The organism is Amycolatopsis sp. NPDC051372 (assembly GCF_040682095.1).
GTDB lineage: Bacteria > Actinomycetota > Actinomycetes > Mycobacteriales > Pseudonocardiaceae > Amycolatopsis.
Genome location: NZ_JBFBAF010000052.1, coordinates 42,944 through 57,622, shown reverse-complemented (window position 1 = coordinate 57,622; position 14,679 = coordinate 42,944). Strand labels below are relative to the sequence as shown.

13 protein-coding genes and 1 pseudogene are annotated in these 14,679 nt (G+C 70.8%); 3 read left to right on the top strand and 11 right to left on the bottom strand.

Annotated features, from left to right (window positions below; all coding sequences use genetic code 11):
• The first annotated feature begins 344 nt into the window (after nt 1-344).
• Entirely contained in the window at nt 345-1,235 is an 891-nt protein-coding gene (locus AB0M56_RS47060) for a TIGR03854 family LLM class F420-dependent oxidoreductase (RefSeq protein ID WP_364189135.1), read from the top strand.
• Here AB0M56_RS47060 and AB0M56_RS47055 read toward each other — a convergent pair.
• Nucleotides 1,232-2,755 (bottom strand): MDR family MFS transporter, encoded by a 1,524-nt coding sequence (locus tag AB0M56_RS47055; protein ID WP_364189133.1) that lies wholly within the window; start codon nt 2,753-2,755, stop codon nt 1,232-1,234. The two genes, AB0M56_RS47060 and AB0M56_RS47055, sit on opposite strands and share 4 nt — an antisense overlap.
• A 112-nt stretch (nt 2,756-2,867) precedes the next feature.
• On the opposite strand from AB0M56_RS47055, the gene AB0M56_RS47050 reads away from it, so the two are divergent.
• Complete coding sequence (locus tag AB0M56_RS47050) at nt 2,868-4,022, top strand: DUF1015 family protein (RefSeq protein WP_364189130.1); 1,155 nt, start codon at nt 2,868-2,870, stop codon at nt 4,020-4,022.
• 11 nt (nt 4,023-4,033) lie between these two features.
• Entirely contained in the window at nt 4,034-4,426 is a 393-nt protein-coding gene (locus AB0M56_RS47045; RefSeq protein WP_364189127.1) for a hypothetical protein, read from the top strand.
• Here AB0M56_RS47045 and AB0M56_RS47040 read toward each other — a convergent pair.
• The 10 genes and pseudogenes from AB0M56_RS47040 to AB0M56_RS46995 form a co-directional block, all read right to left on the bottom strand.
• Nucleotides 4,416-4,532 (bottom strand): annotated as a pseudogene (locus AB0M56_RS47040) (IS5/IS1182 family transposase); the annotation flags it as partial. The gene AB0M56_RS47045 and the pseudogene AB0M56_RS47040 overlap by 11 nt on opposite strands.
• A 107-nt stretch (nt 4,533-4,639) precedes the next feature.
• A complete protein-coding gene (locus AB0M56_RS47035; protein ID WP_364189140.1) occupies nt 4,640-5,179 on the bottom strand; it encodes a peptidase inhibitor family I36 protein in 540 nt (179 codons plus the stop codon).
• A gap of 60 nt (nt 5,180-5,239) precedes the next feature.
• On the bottom strand, nt 5,240-6,223 hold the full coding sequence (locus AB0M56_RS47030; protein ID WP_364189124.1) for an amidohydrolase family protein: 984 nt from the start codon (nt 6,221-6,223) through the stop codon (nt 5,240-5,242).
• 11 nt (nt 6,224-6,234) lie between these two features.
• On the bottom strand, nt 6,235-7,017 hold the full coding sequence (locus AB0M56_RS47025) for a PaaX family transcriptional regulator C-terminal domain-containing protein (protein ID WP_364189121.1): 783 nt from the start codon (nt 7,015-7,017) through the stop codon (nt 6,235-6,237).
• A 56-nt stretch (nt 7,018-7,073) separates the two neighbouring features.
• On the bottom strand, nt 7,074-8,435 hold the full coding sequence (locus tag AB0M56_RS47020; protein WP_364189118.1) for an MmgE/PrpD family protein: 1,362 nt from the start codon (nt 8,433-8,435) through the stop codon (nt 7,074-7,076).
• On the bottom strand, nt 8,419-10,167 hold the full coding sequence (locus tag AB0M56_RS47015; RefSeq protein ID WP_220238888.1) for a hydantoinase B/oxoprolinase family protein: 1,749 nt from the start codon (nt 10,165-10,167) through the stop codon (nt 8,419-8,421). The genes AB0M56_RS47020 and AB0M56_RS47015 overlap by 17 nt, the downstream gene beginning before the upstream one ends.
• Nucleotides 10,164-12,227 (bottom strand): hydantoinase/oxoprolinase family protein, encoded by a 2,064-nt coding sequence (locus tag AB0M56_RS47010; protein ID WP_364189114.1) that lies wholly within the window; start codon nt 12,225-12,227, stop codon nt 10,164-10,166. The genes AB0M56_RS47015 and AB0M56_RS47010 overlap by 4 nt, the downstream gene beginning before the upstream one ends.
• Nucleotides 12,228-12,252: 25 nt before the next feature.
• Entirely contained in the window at nt 12,253-13,065 is an 813-nt protein-coding gene (locus AB0M56_RS47005) for an ABC transporter permease (protein WP_364189112.1), read from the bottom strand.
• 4 nt (nt 13,066-13,069) lie between these two features.
• Nucleotides 13,070-13,897 (bottom strand): ABC transporter permease, encoded by an 828-nt coding sequence (locus tag AB0M56_RS47000; RefSeq protein WP_364189109.1) that lies wholly within the window; start codon nt 13,895-13,897, stop codon nt 13,070-13,072.
• A complete protein-coding gene (locus AB0M56_RS46995) occupies nt 13,894-14,673 on the bottom strand; it encodes an ABC transporter ATP-binding protein (protein ID WP_364189106.1) in 780 nt (259 codons plus the stop codon). The genes AB0M56_RS47000 and AB0M56_RS46995 overlap by 4 nt, the downstream gene beginning before the upstream one ends.
• Nucleotides 14,674-14,679 lie beyond the last annotated feature (6 nt).

Genomic DNA, 14,679 nt, shown 5'->3' with positions numbered 1-14,679 from the left:
CGGGCGGCTCGTGTTCCCGATCCCCCGTCTCGAGATCGTCGAGGTGAAGCAGTAGGGGCGGTGCGATCGGCCCCCGGCCGATCCGACCGCCCCATCCGGAAGCCGGCTCAAAGGCGATCTCGCACGCCTCGGCGGAGCCGAGGCCAAAGATCCAGCAAAATATACGGCTCTTGTACGCCCCTCTTCCACGATGAGCGGGCTCGGAACGCGGCCGGCGTGGACACCGGCCCGACCGGGCAGAAGGCCTCCTTCCGGCCCCCATCCGGGAGAGGGCCTTCTTCCTGCGGGCATACCGGGCGGGCCTTCGCGTGTTGGCTTTGAGGACGACTGCGGAAGGAGCACGGGTGGGCGAGGAACTGAAGATTCGGGTGGGGGTGGCGCCGGCGCCGGGGACCGGGCCCGCGGAGTTCGCGGGGCTGGCGGAGACGCTGGAGGCGGCCGGAATCGACTCGCTGTGGCTTTCGGAGCTGGTCTACGCGCCGGAGGCCGACCCGCTGATCGGGATGGCGCACGCGCTCGCGCGCACCACGAACCTCAAGGTGGGCACGGGCGTCGCGATCCTGCCTGGCCGTCACCCGGTGCTCGTGGCGAAGCAGCTGGTGACGCTGGCCGGGCTGGCGCCGAAGCGTGTGCTGCCGGTGTTCGGGTTGCGGCCGGCGAACGCAGCCGAGCACGCGTTGTTCCCCGTGCCCGGCCCGCGCGCGGCGGTGTTCGACGAGGCCCTCACCCTGCTGCGGCTGCTCCTGGAGCAGGACGACGTGCACTTCGCCGGCGAGTTCTACCAGGTCGACGGCGTGACGATCGGGCCGCGTCCGGCCAAACGCCTCGATGTGTGGCTCGGCGGCAGTGCGCCCGCGGCGTTGCGCCGCGCCGGGCGACTGTCCGACGGCTGGCTCGGCAGCTTCCACTCACCTGAGCAGGCGCGAGCCGCGCGCATCGCGATCCAGGACGCCGCCGCCGAGGCCGGGCGCGAGATCGAGCCCGACCACTTCGGCCTCAGCCTGCTGGTGGCGAGCGAGGGGATGCCCGACCGGATGCTGGAGGTCGCCGCGAAGCGCCGGCCCGGCACGCCCGTGACCGAGCTCGTGGCCACGAGCTGGGCCGAGGCGCGGCGCCTGCTGGAGCAGCACATCGACGCGGGGCTGTCGAAGTTCGTGATCCGGCCCGGGCATTCGGGCGACTACCGGCGGTTCCTCGACGGTTTGCACCGCGAGCTGCTGCCGCTCCAGAACTAGAACTGCAGCTGCTCCGTCTCGCGCGGCATCAGGGCCAGCGCGACGATGCTGAGCGCGGCGACGGCAGCGATCGCCACGAACACGTTGTGCGTGGCGCCCGTCAGCGACTGGCGCACGTACTCCGCGGCCGCCGAGTGGTCGTTCTGGCCGAGGACCAGGCTGGTCGCGTCGGCGCTGTCGGGCAGGCGCCCGGCGACGGCGGCGGGCGGGTGGGCGAAGCGGTCGGCGAGGGTGGAGTTGGCGATCGCGCCGAACACCGCCGCGCCGAGCGCGCTGCCCAGCGAGCGGCCGAACATGTTCGTGGCCGTGACCACGCCGCGGCGTTCCCAGCCGACGCTCGACTGGCTGGCCACGATCGTGGGGCTCGACGCCAGGCCGAGGCCCGCGCCGACGACGAACGCGGCGCCGGCCACGTTCCAGAGCGAGGTGTTCTCGCCGAGCAGCGTGGTGAGCACGACGCCGACGATGATGAGCCCGGCGCCGATGAACGCGGTGTCGCGGAACCCGATCCGCATGTAGAGCCGTCCGGACAGCGACGCGGCGATCGGCCAGCCGACGGTGAGGGCGGCCAGGGCGAACCCGGCCGTGAGGGCGTCGTGGCCGAGCACGCCTTGCGCGTAGGTCGGCAGGAACGAGCTGAGCCCCATCAGGGTCGCGCCGACGACGAGGGCCACCAGCGTGCCGCCCACGAGGGTGCGCCTGGTGAACACCCACAGCGGCAGCACGGGCTCGGCCGCATGGCGTTCGACCAGCACGAACCCGACCAGCGCCGCCGCGGAGGCGACGAAGATGAGCACGCCCACCACCGAGCCCCAGCCCCAGGCCACACCACCTTCCAGCAGCCCCAGGATCAGCAGTGTGCAGCCGGTGATGAGCAGGCCGGCGCCCGCGTAGTCGATGCGGTGGCGCGTGCGCTCGACGCGTTCGGCGAACTTGCGGTACAGCATCCAGGCGGCGATCGCGCCCAGCGGCAGGTTCACGAAGAAGATCCAGCGCCAGCTGAGGAACTCGGAGAACACGCCGCCCAGTGCCGGGCCGAGCACGGACGCGACGGCCCACACACCGGCCACGTAACCCTGCACCCGGGCGCGTTCCTCGACGGTGTACAGGTCGCCGACCATCGTCATGCTGATCGGCTGCACGGCCCCGGCGCCGACGCCTTGCAGGGCGCGCGCGGCGATGAGCACCGGCATGCTCCAGGCCGCGCCGCACAGCACCGAGCCGAGCAGGAACACGGCGATGCCGAAGAACATCACCGGCCGGCGGCCGAGGACGTCGGCGAACTTGCCGTAGAGCGGCACGGTGACCGCCTGGGTGAGCAGGTAGACCGAGAACAGCCACGGGAATTGCGAGAATCCGCCCAGGTCGCCGACCACCGAGGGCACGGCCGTGGCGATGATCGTGCTGTCGAGCGCGACCAGCCCGGTGCTCAGCATCACCGCCGCGAGCACCGGCCCGCGTTCGGAGCGCAGGCCGACGGCCTTTTTCGTGGGCGCCGGCGTCTCGGCGGGGGTGCTCATCGGCGGGGTCTCCTCGGGGTTCCCAGGGGCCGGGACAACTGTTTCGCAACGGTAAGCATTTCACGAACGAGTGACCGTCGGACAGCCTTGGCGGGCCAGCCATGATGAGGGGATGGACACGTGGGTGCGGCCGATCCGCCGCGGGTGGGTGGTGCGCGGCGAGGTGCCGGGCCCGGACGTCGACGAGTTCGCGGAGCCCGACGCGGTGGTCACGGCCCTCGCGTCCCCCGTCGCGGCGGGCGACACGCTGCTGGCGGTGCAGCACCCGGCGCGGACGCCTGCGGCGTTGGCGCGGGGCCTCGACCTGGCCGCCGCGCTGCCTTCCGCGCGGGCCGCGCTGGCCCGCATCCGGGCGCGGCACTACCGGTCGGTGGCGGGGTTCGTCGCGCCGTACCGCATCTCGGGTCCGGACGGTGTGGCGGTGGGCGTGCTGTGCCTGGTCGACGTCCGCGAGCTGACGGCGGGCGGGTCACACGTGCGCCACACGGAGGAGGTCTACCCACACGTGGTGGCCGAGCGCGCCGCGGTGCTGGCCGGGCTGGGCACCGCGACGAGTGCGGCGCTGCTGGTGCCGTCGTCCGGAGGCGAGGCGCTGACCGCGGCGGTGGAGGCGGCGTGCGCGGGACTGGGGCCGCCGGACGTGTCCACTGTGGATCAGTCGGGGCGCCGGCACGAGCTGTGGGTGGTTCCGTCGGGGACTTTGCAGGAACGGTTGGTGGGGGCCGCGTCGGCCGCGGATCTTCTGGTCGCCGACGGGAATCACCGCGTGGCCGCGGCTGCGCAGACGGGTGCGCTGCTGGCTTTGGTGACCGGCGGGCCGCGGTTGCGGATCGGGGCCATCCACCGGGTGCTGACGGGGACGGGGTTGACGTCCGATGCGTTGGCTTCGGCTTGGCGTGGGGTGGGGCTGGAGGTTTCGGAGGTCCTCGACGGCACTCCGCCCGCTGTTTCGGGTTCGGCGGTGGTGCTGGCTCGGCCGTCGACGCTGCGGGTGGTGCTTCCTCCGGCCGACGAGCTGACGATCGATCACGCCGTGGTGGAGCGGCTGCTGTTCGATGAGGCTCTCGGTTTGGATCTGGACGGCCCGCACGTGCAGCCCTTGCCGGCGGGCCGCCCTGCACCGGCTGATGCCGACGCGGTGGTGCAGCTGGCGCCCGTCGAGTTCTCGACCGTGTTGAAGGTCCACGCGGCGGGCTTGCGCATGCCCCGGAAGGCGACTTACTTCACTCCGAAGCCTCGGGGTGGGCTGGTTCTGGCGGAGATCTGAGGGGTTTGACGATGGAATGGTACGCCGTCCGCTGCGTTTTCCAGTGGAACTCGTGGCGTGGCTCGCCCTTCGAAGAACGCATCACCCTCTGGCGTGCGTCCAGCCTCGCCTCCGCCATCGAATTGGGGGAGCGCGAGGCTGGTCGTTATGCCTCGGAGAACGGGGTGACCTATGTCGACTTCGCCCAGGCCTACGCGTTGAGAGAGTCGGGCGAGCTTTCGCCTGGCGCCGAGGTCTTCTCCTTGCTCCGCGACAGCCCACTCCCGCCGGAGGAATACGTGACCCGCTTCTACGACACGGGCGGGAACATCAGGGGGTTGTCGACTCGGGGGATTGAGGGCTCTGCGCAACTGGCTCATGTCGAGGGATGCGGCAGCAACGTCGCCGTCACCCGATCCGGTTGACGCAGCGTTCGACCACGTTGCGCTGCTTGTAGACCTGGGCGTCGAAGGCGGGTGGGCGCCCGCCGGGGGAGCCTGTGGCCGCGCGGCGGTCGATCTGGTCATCGCGCTGCGGGTCGTCTCCGGTCTGGCCCGGGGTCAGCAGGAACCACATCGGCAGCCCGCGACCGTCGATGGCGTCGTCGTTGACGATCACAACCACTTACCGGTCACGCCCTAGAAGAACTTGTGCGAGGCGTTCTCTCGGTCGAGCGGGCCCAGGCCTCCGTCTCGTGCCTCACCGGGCTGGAAGGTGACGGAGATACCCCCGTAGTTGCTGTTGTAGTAGACCTTGACCACATGGTTGGTCTGGTTGAATGCCGAAAGTGCGTTGTTCTTCACGCACTGATGCTGGCCAACGTCGTCGCTCTTGAATTCGTAGCAACCCGGCTGGGAACTCCCGTAATTCGGAATCGACGTGGTGAAGTCCGACACTGATCCGGATAGATCGTAGCCGTAGTACAGGCAGAATTCGCCGACCTCGCAAATTCCGTTGCGGACTGGGGCTGCGCTGGCCGCCGACGGCACGGTCATGAGCAGGGCGACAGCGCCGGCTGTTGCCGCTAACCCCTGGAACAGACGTTTTCCGTTGTTTCCCAAGGTATCCTCCCCATCGACGGCGGCGCGGTCGGCGCCTTGGCCTTCGTGCGCCGTGTGCGCGGAATCCGTCAGGATTCTGGCACGCGAAGATTTTTGCTGGGGAGCGCTCGGTGTCATGTTCACCCGATGCGACCACCTTTCGATGAGAGATTCACCGTCCGGGGTCCGCGGTGAGACTCACGTCAGCCTGAACACCGACTCCGCGTTGGTCGAGTAGATCTTCCTCCGCACCTCGTCCGACAAAGCCGACTCGTCCAGCACCGACACCGCCGCCTGGGGGCTCCAGCACGGGTTGTCCGTGCCGTACAGGATGTTGTCCGCGCCGTAGTACTCCAGCGCCGTGCGGATGGTCAACGACTGAGGTGCCACAGTATCCACGAAGACCCGCTTCAAATACTCCGAAGGCAGCCGCGGCAATCCTTCGATGCGGGCGTTCTTGTCGATGCGCCCGGCCTGGTAGGGCAACAGGCCACCGGCATGGGTCTGGACGACGCGGAGCGTCGGGTGGCGTTCCATGATGCCGCTGAAGATGAGGCGCAGCACCGTCACGCTGGAGTCGAGCAGACGGCCGATGGACCGCTGGATGCCGTCCGCGTAGCCGGTGAGGACTTCGTTGAAGGCGAGGTCCGTCGGGTGCACGATGAGGGGGACGTCGAGCTCCGCGACCCGCTCGTAAAACGGCTCCAGGCGCGAAGCGTCAACGGTTTCCGATCCGATCATCGAAGGCAGGTTCACCCCGCGCAGATCCAGCGAACCCACCGCGTGGTCCAGCACCTTCAACGCCATCGCCGTGTCCTGCAACGGAACCGCGGCCGTGCCGAAGAACCGGCCCGGGTGCAGGCGTTGCGCACGAGCGATTTCCTCGTTGTACGCGTACGCCTCGTCCAGCGCATCCTCCGCCGGCATCTGATCGAGCATGCCCGCCAGGACGCCGGTGGTGCAGACCACGACGGTGTCGGGGCCGGTTGCCGAGAAAGACGCCGAGAAGCCCGCGTCGAGGTCGAACCAGACGGCCGGCAGGGGGATGAAGCCGCGGCCTTCGTTGTACAGGTACCGGTAGCCGTCGCCCACGCGTTCGGTGCGGGGAAACGAGCCGCGATTCGCCATGGTTTCGAAGTGGGACCGGGGGAACCAGTGGAAGTGGGTGTCCACCACGCGCATCGAAATTCTCCTCAGCTCATCCGGTGCTCGGCGAGGATGCCGGCGAAGATGCGGTCGGCATCGGGGCGGTAGTTCTCGTGCAGGGTGCGGAAAAGTTCGTGGCAGCGCGCGGCCGGCCAGTCGCCCGGCAGGTGCTCGGCGGGCAGTTGCGGGGTCTCGCGCAGCAGCTGGCGCCACGCCGACGCCAGGATCAGGTCGCGGCCGAGGTCATCGAGCGCCTCGGGCACGGGGTCGGGCACGTCCCAGGACCGCAGGAACCGGTCGTAGCGCGCGGCCAGCTCGTCGAGGTGCCACGTGCGGGAGATCATCCCCTGCACGTCGTCGAACTTCGGGTACGCCGTGAACACCTCGACGTGCTTCTCGACGCCCGCGCCGGGCAGCTGCGCGAGGATGGCCGACACGTCGCGCTCGCCCGGCGCGAGCCACACGCCGTCGCGCAGCAGCCCGAAGCTCTCCCACGCCAGGCTCCGCCGCAGCAGGTGGCGTTCCTTGCGGTGCGTCTCCGGCAGCGAGAAGCACAGGACCGTCCACGCGCCGGGCGGTTGCGGCCCCTCGCCGGTGTCGTGGAACGTCCGCTGCTGCTGCACGCGCACCACCCGCAGCCCGACCTCCGACGCGCGGAAGTACGCCGCGCGGCCCTGGCGCGAGCGGTCCAGCAGCCCGCGCTCGGTCATCCGCGACACGGTGAGCCGCGTGGCGTGCGCGGACACGCCGATCCGCGCGAGCACGTCGATGTACCCGGCGGTGGCGATCTCGGGGTTCTCCTCGAGGCAGTAGCGGCCGAGCATCGTCATCAGCACCGTCTGTGGCGTCGGCGCGCGGCTCAGGTCGGGTGCGGGTCGGTCGGTGGTCAGGACGAACCCCCTGTTCTCACGCCCGCCGCGGCGTTCTCCGGTGACCTGTCGAACGTACCCCCGAGCAGCGGCAGCACGTGCTCGCGCAGCACCGACACGGTCGAGGGATCCGGGCCCAGCAAGGACTCCGCGACCATCCGGGCTCGTGCCGGACCCAGCTCGCGCTCGGCCAGCGTGACAAATTTGCCCACGATCTCGTTGTCCGGCAACGGGTTCCCCGGGTCTCCCCGCGCGTCGAGCCGATCCGCCGATACTGCCCCCGCCGCGGTGGTGATTTCCACCCGCGCGCCCCACTTGGCGGGGTACGCGGCCGTGAGGTCGTCGGCCGATCCGACCTCGACGACCCGTGCCAGCTCCAGCACGGCCTCGTCGCGCAGCGCGCCGTCCTCGAAGTCCCACGGCGTGCAGTGCCCCCGCAGCGCTGCGATGGCCAGCACGAACTGGGCGCTGCCCAACGCGCTCAACGCCGAGCCGAACGGCGGCGGCCGGTCGACGATCCCGGCCAGCTGCGCCGGCAACAGGCACCTCACCCGCCGCACCGACGAGCGGGACCAGCCGTCCCCAGGACGCAACGACAGCACGGCGTCGATCGCACCCTGCAGGTGTTTCGCCCCCGCGTGGGGCTTCAGGCTCGTCTCCGGCAGCAGGAACGGCTCCGGCAAGGCGCCTTCCGAACGCCGCAGCGGCGAACGCGGGTCGTCGAGGATGTCGAGCGGGCCCGTCCAGCCGGAGTCGGCCGCGAGGAACGCCGTCACCGCGCGCTCCGCCGCGAACCCGGCCAGCAGGTACTTGCCGTCCGCCCGGTCCGTCGCACCGGCGATCGACCCGCCCGCGTGCTGCGCGGCCAGCGCGATCGCCGACGCGGTCACGGCGAGCGGCCGATCGAGGAGCACCGAAGCCGCGGCCGCGCCGCCGAGCGGGGCCAGCAGAGCCGTCGGCCACCACCCGCGCCGGATCAGCCCTTCGCCCCCGATCGCGGCCGCCGCGGCCAGCGCCACCTCGTAGCCGGCCAGGAAGGCCCGCTCGAAATCCTCAGCCGACGCGGCCGAGGGCACCACCGCCAGCGTCGCCGGCAACACCACACACCCCGGGCACAGCACCGAACCGCGGTGGATGTCACCCGCTTCCCAGCCGTGGGCGTACACCCCGCCGAGGAACGCGGTCCGCCGCGCGGCGCCGTACTCCGCGGACAGGGTGTGCGCGAGCCCGGCGACCGAGCCGGCGAGCGTGGTGTGGCCGGCGATCATGGCACCGACGGCGTCGGTCAGATGGGCTCGCACGGCGGCCCGGACCGCGGGCGGCACCGGCCGGGAACCGGCCGAGTGCGCCCGCGCGGCGAGCTCACCGACGAGCGACATCTGCCTGCGTGGCCCGGAGCCGGCCGGTCGACGGCTCGTCCACCCGCCCGTCGGCCGTGAGCACGACGCCGTACAGCTCACGCGCGGCCTCGGCCGTCACGAAGCCGTCGCGCACGTCCTCGGCGACGTCCGCGGCCGGCCGCTCCGACGGCGAACCCCAACCGCCGCCGCCCGCGGTGCGGAAGGTGACCTTCGACCCCGCCTGCAACGCCAGCCCGGTGTGCTTCTTCACGTGCTCCGGCTGCCCGCCCGGCTGCGTGACGATCGTGTCGTTGACCGCGCCCGCCTGGCCGCCGCGCAGGCCCCACGGCGGGCAGGTCGTGCGCTCGTTGGCGATGTTGGTGAACATCGCCTGCTGCGGCTCCACGTCGATCTCCAGGCCCAGCCCGCCGCGGTGGCGGCCCGCGCCGCCGCTGTCGGCGCGCAGCTCGTGGCGCGTGAACACCAAGGGGTAACGCGCTTCCTGGATCTCGATGGGGATGTTGCGCACGTCGCCCTGGCACACCGACACGCACGCGCTCGGGCCGTCGCCGACGGGGCGCCCGCCCCAGCCGCCGCCGTTGATGTTGAGGCACACGAACCGCGAGCCGGTCTTCTCGTCGATGCCGTGGAAGGTGAAGCCGGACATGTCGCCCTTGTGCGCGGCCGGCACCTGGTCGGGCAACGCGTCGGCCAGCGCGCGGATGATCGTGTCGACCACCGTCGGCAGCGAAATGCTCCACTGGCCCAGCGCGGCCGGGGACTTGGCGTTGAGCAGTTTCCCTTCCGGCAGCACCACGTGCAGGTTGCGGAAGGACCCCTCGTCGACCGGGTGGGTCGGCAACGTCAGCATTTTGAACGCCACTCGCGCGGCCGCGACGCCGCCCGACTTGCCGGAGTTGAGCGGGCCCTTGACCTGCTCGTTGATGTCGGAGAAGTCGATCGTGAGCTCTTCGCCCTTCACGATCACTTTGAGGTCGAGCGTGATGCGCTTGTCGAGGTCCTGGCCGTCGTTGTCCATCCACGCCGACGCCGTGTACTCGCCGTCGGCCATCTGCGCGACCGCGTGGCGCGACAAGCGTTCCGACTGATCGCGCATCTCGGTGATGCAGGCCATCACCGTGTCGAGGCCGTAGCGCTCGGCCAGCTCGGCGATGCGACGCTCGCCCAGGCGGCAGGCCGCGATGGCCGCGCGCAGGTCACCCAGCGACGATTCGGGGATGCGGATGTTGTCCTTGAGGATCTGCATCACGTCGGCGTCCCACTCGCCGGCCTTCATCACCTTGATCGAGCGCAGCTGCAGGCCCTCGGAGTAGATGTCGGTGGTGGCGGTCGAGCCGAAGCCGATGCGCGAGCCGCCGATGTCGACCCAGTGGGCGCGCACCGCGGGGAACGCCACCACCTTGCCGTCGACGAAGATCGGGGTGTAGACCACGACGTTGTTGAGGTGCTGACCCGCGACGTACGGGTAGTTCATCACCAGCGCGTCGCCGGGTTCGAAGCCCTCGAGGCCGTGGCGCTCGATGCCGTCGGCCACGGAGACGCCGAGGTCGGCCAGGAAGATCGGCAGGCCGCCGAGGTTCTGGGCGATCAGCTCGCCCTCGGTGTCCACCAGGCCCACGCAGTAGTCCTGGACCTCGAAGATCATCGGGTTGTAGGCGGCGCGGCGCAGCGCGGTGGCCATCTCGTCGGAGTACGCCACGAGCGCGCAGCGGACCACTTCGAGCGTGACGGGGTCGATGGTGTTCCTCATGCGGGGCTCCCCACGGAGACGACGAGCGAAAGGTCGGACGCGACGGTGAGCACGTCGCCGGCGTAGAACACGACCGAGGACGTGGCTTCCTGCACCACGGCGGGACCGGTGATCCGGTGGCCGGGCCGCAGCGCCTCACGGTCGTAGACGGGACAGGACACGGGTTCCGGGCCGCCGCCGTGCAGCACCACGGGCCGGTGCTCGACCGGCTCCGGCTCGCCCGAGGCGGTTTCGACCTCGGCCGCGTTGCCCGCGGTCGTTTCGAGCGGTAGCGAGATCACCGTGCGGACACCGACGGCCTCCACCGTCTCGTCCGACGCGTGGTGGCCGTAGAGCCGGTTGTGCATCTCGTCGTAGAGCGCCCGCACGGCCGCGTGGTTCGCTGTGGACAGTCCCTCTTCGGGCACCGGCACGGGAATCGTGAACTCCTGGCCCTGGTAGCGCAATTCGAGGAAGTGCTGCAGCACGGGCGCGGTCGCCGGCTCGCCGACGTCCGCCCGCAGCCGCGCCCACGCCTCGGCGCCGAGCGCCTTGAGTGTGATCGCGTACTGCTCCACTGTGGACGGTTCGAACTTCGCCAGGTGCGTGCGCGTGAGGTCGTGGCGCACCTCGGAGTAGAGCATGCCCTTGGCCGAGAACTGTCCGGGCAGCACGGGAACCACGACCGTGCCGATGGTGAGCTCACGCGCGATGGACACGGCGTGCAGCGGGCCGGCGCCGCCGGTGGCCACGAGCGCGAACGTGCGCGGGTCTTCGCCCTTCTCCACCGAAACCGCGCGCACGGCCAGCGACATCTGTGCGTCGGCGATCGTCACGATCCCGCGCGCGGCGGCCAGCAGGTCGAGGCCCAGCGGTTCGGCGACGTGCTTCGTGATCGCGGCTTCGGCAGCCGCGCTGTCCAGCGGCATCTCGCCGCCGAGGAACCGGCTCGCGCCGAGACGGCCGAGCACGAGGTTGGCGTCGGTCACGGTCGGGCGGTCGCCGCCGCGGCCGTAACACGCGGGGCCGGGTGCCGCACCGGCGCTGACGGGGCCGACCTTGAGCGCGCCCGCGGGGTCGACCCACGCGATGCTGCCGCCGCCGGAGCCGACCTCGACGATGTTGACCACGGGCAGCGCCATCGGGTGCCCGGTCGCGTACCCGCCGATGAAGTAGCCCGGGCTGATGTCGACCTGGCCGTCCTTGACCAGGCTGGTCTTGGCCGTGGTGCCGCCCATGTCGAACGAGATCAGCCGCGGCAGGTCGAGGCCGGCGGCCAGCGCCGACGCGCCGATGACACCCGCGACCGGGCCCGACTCCATCATCCGGACCGGGCTCTGCCGCGCGGTCTCGACGGACATGATGCCGCCGTTGGACTGCATGATCAGCAGCCGGCCGCGGAAGCCGCGGGCCTCCAGCCGCGTGGTGAGCGAGTCGAGGTAACGCGACACGACCGGGCCGACGTAGGAGTTGAGCACCGCGGTCGACGTGCGCTCGTACTCGCGGTACTCACGCATGATCTGGTGCGACAGCGTCACGTACGCCTCGGGCCACAGCTCGGTGAACAGCCGCCCCAGCTCGAGCTCGTGCTCCGGGTTGGCATACGCGTGCAGCAGGCAGACGGCCACGGACTGCACGCCCGAGGACTTCAGCTCGGTGATCAGCTCCCGCGCGGCGGCGACGTCGAGCGGCGTGCGCACACTGCCGTCCACGAGCACGCGCTCGCGCACCTCGCGTCGCAACCGGCGGGGCACCAGCGGGTCGGGCTTGCCGAAGAACAAGTTGTACGGCTCGGAACGGTTGCCGCGGCCGATCTCGTAGACGTCGCGGAAGCCCTCGGTGGTGATCAGCGCGGTGGCGGCGCCGGCGCGCTGCAGCACGGTGTTGATCGCGATGGTGGAGCCGTGCAGGAACAGTTCGGTGTCGGGCAGGTGCGCGCCGAGCTTGTCGAGCCCGTCGAGCACGCCCTGGGCGTGGTCGTGCGGGGTGGTCAGGGTCTTGGCGGTGCTGAAGACGCCGTGCTCGTCCACGGCGGTCAGGTCGGTGAACGTCCCGCCGATGTCGGCGGCGATCTGCTTCACGGGGTACCTCTTTCCTGGAAAGCGGTCAGGGGAGTTCGGTGCGCCAGGAGTCGGCGAGGGATTCGAGCTTGCGGGCGCCCACGTTGAGCAGGACGCCGGCCACGATCACGACGAACACCGACGCGAGCACCTCCGTGGTGCCGAGGTGGCCGGCGAAGAAGCTGATGTTGTAGCCGATCCCGCCGTCGCCCGCGAAGAACTCGCCCACGACCACGCCGACGAGCCCGCGGCCCACGCCCAGGCGCAGCCCGGCCATCACCGTCGGCACCGACGCGGGCAGGATCACCTTGCGCAGCAAGGCCGTCTCGCCCGCGCCGAACGACACGGCGGTGCGGATCAGCTTCGGGTCGACGTTGCGCACCCCCTGCGCGGAGTTGACGATCACGGGGATCACCGACATCAGGAACGTGATGGCCACGACGGTCGGGCTGCCGAGGCCGAACATCAGCACCAGCAAGGGGAACAACGCGATGATCGGGGCGGAGTAGAGCAGCCACACGTACGGTTCGACCACGTAGTCGACGTAGCGGTAGCGGCCCATCAGCAGTCCCATGACAACGCCGACGACAGCCGCCATCGCGAAGCCGATCACCAGCTCCAGCGCACTCGTGCCGAGGCTGCGCAGCAGCAGGCCCGAGCCGATCTGGTCGCCGAGCGAGCCCGCGATGAGCACGGGGGAGGACGTCAGGAACGGGTTCACGAGGCCGGCCCACACGGCGATCTGCCACAGGATGGCGACCAGCACGAGGAAACCGCCGCCGAGCACGATCGGCATGGCCTTCTCGGGCACCCGCCGCCGCGTGGGGGGACGCACAGCGGTACTGACAGTGGTGGTCATCGGTTCACCTCTCCCACGACGTGGCGACGCTGCCGAGCACGCGCAGCAGGGCAGTCACGATGTACCCGAAGATCCCGACCACGAGCGTCAGGAACAGCAGCGGGGCGACGTCGAAGTTCTGGCCGTAGGTGGAGATCAGCTGTCCGACGCCGTCCGTACCGCCGTACAGCTCGGCCACGATCACGGCGATCACGCCGCGTCCGGCACCCAGGCGCAGCCCGGCCATGATCGTCGGCAGCGCACTGGGGAACAGGATCTTGCCGAACATCGCGCCGCCGCCGGCGCAGAACGCGCGGGCGGCCTGCACGAGCTTCGGGTCCGTCTCGCGGATGCCGGCCATGGCGTTCACCGCGATCGTGATCACGGCCTCGATGAAGACCATCGCGATCTTCGACGCCTCGCCGATGCCCAGCGCGAGCACCACCAGCGGCAGCAGCGCGAGCGACGGCGTCACGTAGAGGGCGACCAGCGCCGGCTCCAGCGTCTGGCGGATCCGCAGCTTCCAGCCCATCAGCATGCCCACGGGCACACCGACCACGACGGCGAGCAGAAAGCCCGTGAAGAACTCGACGAGCGTCGTCTGCGCGTTCTCCCAGAGCTCACCCGAGCTCAGGAGGTCGCCGCCGGCCTGGACGATCGCCACCGGGGTGCTGGTGAACTGCACGTCGACCAGGCCGGTCGATGCGGCCAGCTGCCACAGCGCGAGCACCACGACGACGCTGCCGAGCACGAACCGCGCCCGCACCGGCGGCAGCCAGCGCAGGCCCACCGCGCGGCTCGGCGGCGCCGCGGCCACCGGGCGGGGCGGTCGCGTGCGCAAGCCCTGCGTCATGACGGCACCGCCGCCCCGGCCTGCGCGCCGAAGAGCAGCTCGGCCAGGTGCGTGCGGTACTTGCCGAACGCCTCGCTCGCCCGCACCGCCGCGTCGCGCGGGCGCGGCAGGTCGATCTCCATCACCTCGACCACGCGGCTGGGGCTGCCGCCCATCACGAGCACGCGGTCGGCGAGGAACACCGCCTCGTCGATGCCGTGGGTCACGAACAGCACCGTTTTCCGGTCCAGGTCCCAGATCCGCAGCAGTTCGGTGGCCATCAGCTCCCGTGTCTGCGCGTCGAGCGCGCCGAACGGCTCGTCCATCAGCAGCACCTCGGGGTCGGTGGCCAATGCGCGGGCGATGCCGACGCGCTGGCGCATGCCGCCCGAGAGCTGGTGCGGGTGGGCCTCTTCACGCCCGGCCAGGCCGACCAGCTCGATGAAGTGCCGGGCCCGGTCCAGCCGCGTCGCCTTGTCGACACCCTGCATCTCGAGTCCGAACGCGACGTTCGCGAGGATCGTGCGCCACGGCATGAGCGACGCGTCCTGGAACACGACCCCGCGGTCGGGGCCGGGTTTGGTCACGATCTTCTCGCCGATGCGGATCTGTCCGCCGGAAGGCCGCAGCAGGCCGTCGGCGGCCAGCAGCACGCTGCTCTTGCCGCAGCCGCTGGCGCCCACGATCGTCACGAACTCGCCGTCGCGCACGTGCGCTTCGAACCCGTTCACCGCCACGAACGGCTCGCCCTTGCCGGCGTAGGAGATCTGCAGCTGGTCGAAGGTGATGTCTGCCATCTCGTG

Coding starts and splice junctions, on each gene's coding strand:
- AB0M56_RS47055 (WP_364189133.1), bottom strand. CDS start 2,755: ATGAGCACCCCCGCCGAGACGCCGGCGCCCACGAAAAAGGCCGTCGGC.
- AB0M56_RS47050 (WP_364189130.1), top strand. CDS start 2,868: ATGGACACGTGGGTGCGGCCGATCCGCCGCGGGTGGGTGGTGCGCGGC.
- AB0M56_RS47045 (WP_364189127.1), top strand. CDS start 4,034: ATGGAATGGTACGCCGTCCGCTGCGTTTTCCAGTGGAACTCGTGGCGT.
- AB0M56_RS47035 (WP_364189140.1), bottom strand. CDS start 5,179: ATGACACCGAGCGCTCCCCAGCAAAAATCTTCGCGTGCCAGAATCCTG.
- AB0M56_RS47030 (WP_364189124.1), bottom strand. CDS start 6,223: ATGCGCGTGGTGGACACCCACTTCCACTGGTTCCCCCGGTCCCACTTC.
- AB0M56_RS47025 (WP_364189121.1), bottom strand. CDS start 7,017: ATGACGATGCTCGGCCGCTACTGCCTCGAGGAGAACCCCGAGATCGCC.
- AB0M56_RS47020 (WP_364189118.1), bottom strand. CDS start 8,435: ATGTCGCTCGTCGGTGAGCTCGCCGCGCGGGCGCACTCGGCCGGTTCC.
- AB0M56_RS47015 (WP_220238888.1), bottom strand. CDS start 10,167: ATGAGGAACACCATCGACCCCGTCACGCTCGAAGTGGTCCGCTGCGCG.
- AB0M56_RS47005 (WP_364189112.1), bottom strand. CDS start 13,065: ATGACCACCACTGTCAGTACCGCTGTGCGTCCCCCCACGCGGCGGCGG.
- AB0M56_RS47000 (WP_364189109.1), bottom strand. CDS start 13,897: ATGACGCAGGGCTTGCGCACGCGACCGCCCCGCCCGGTGGCCGCGGCG.
- AB0M56_RS46995 (WP_364189106.1), bottom strand. CDS start 14,673: ATGGCAGACATCACCTTCGACCAGCTGCAGATCTCCTACGCCGGCAAG.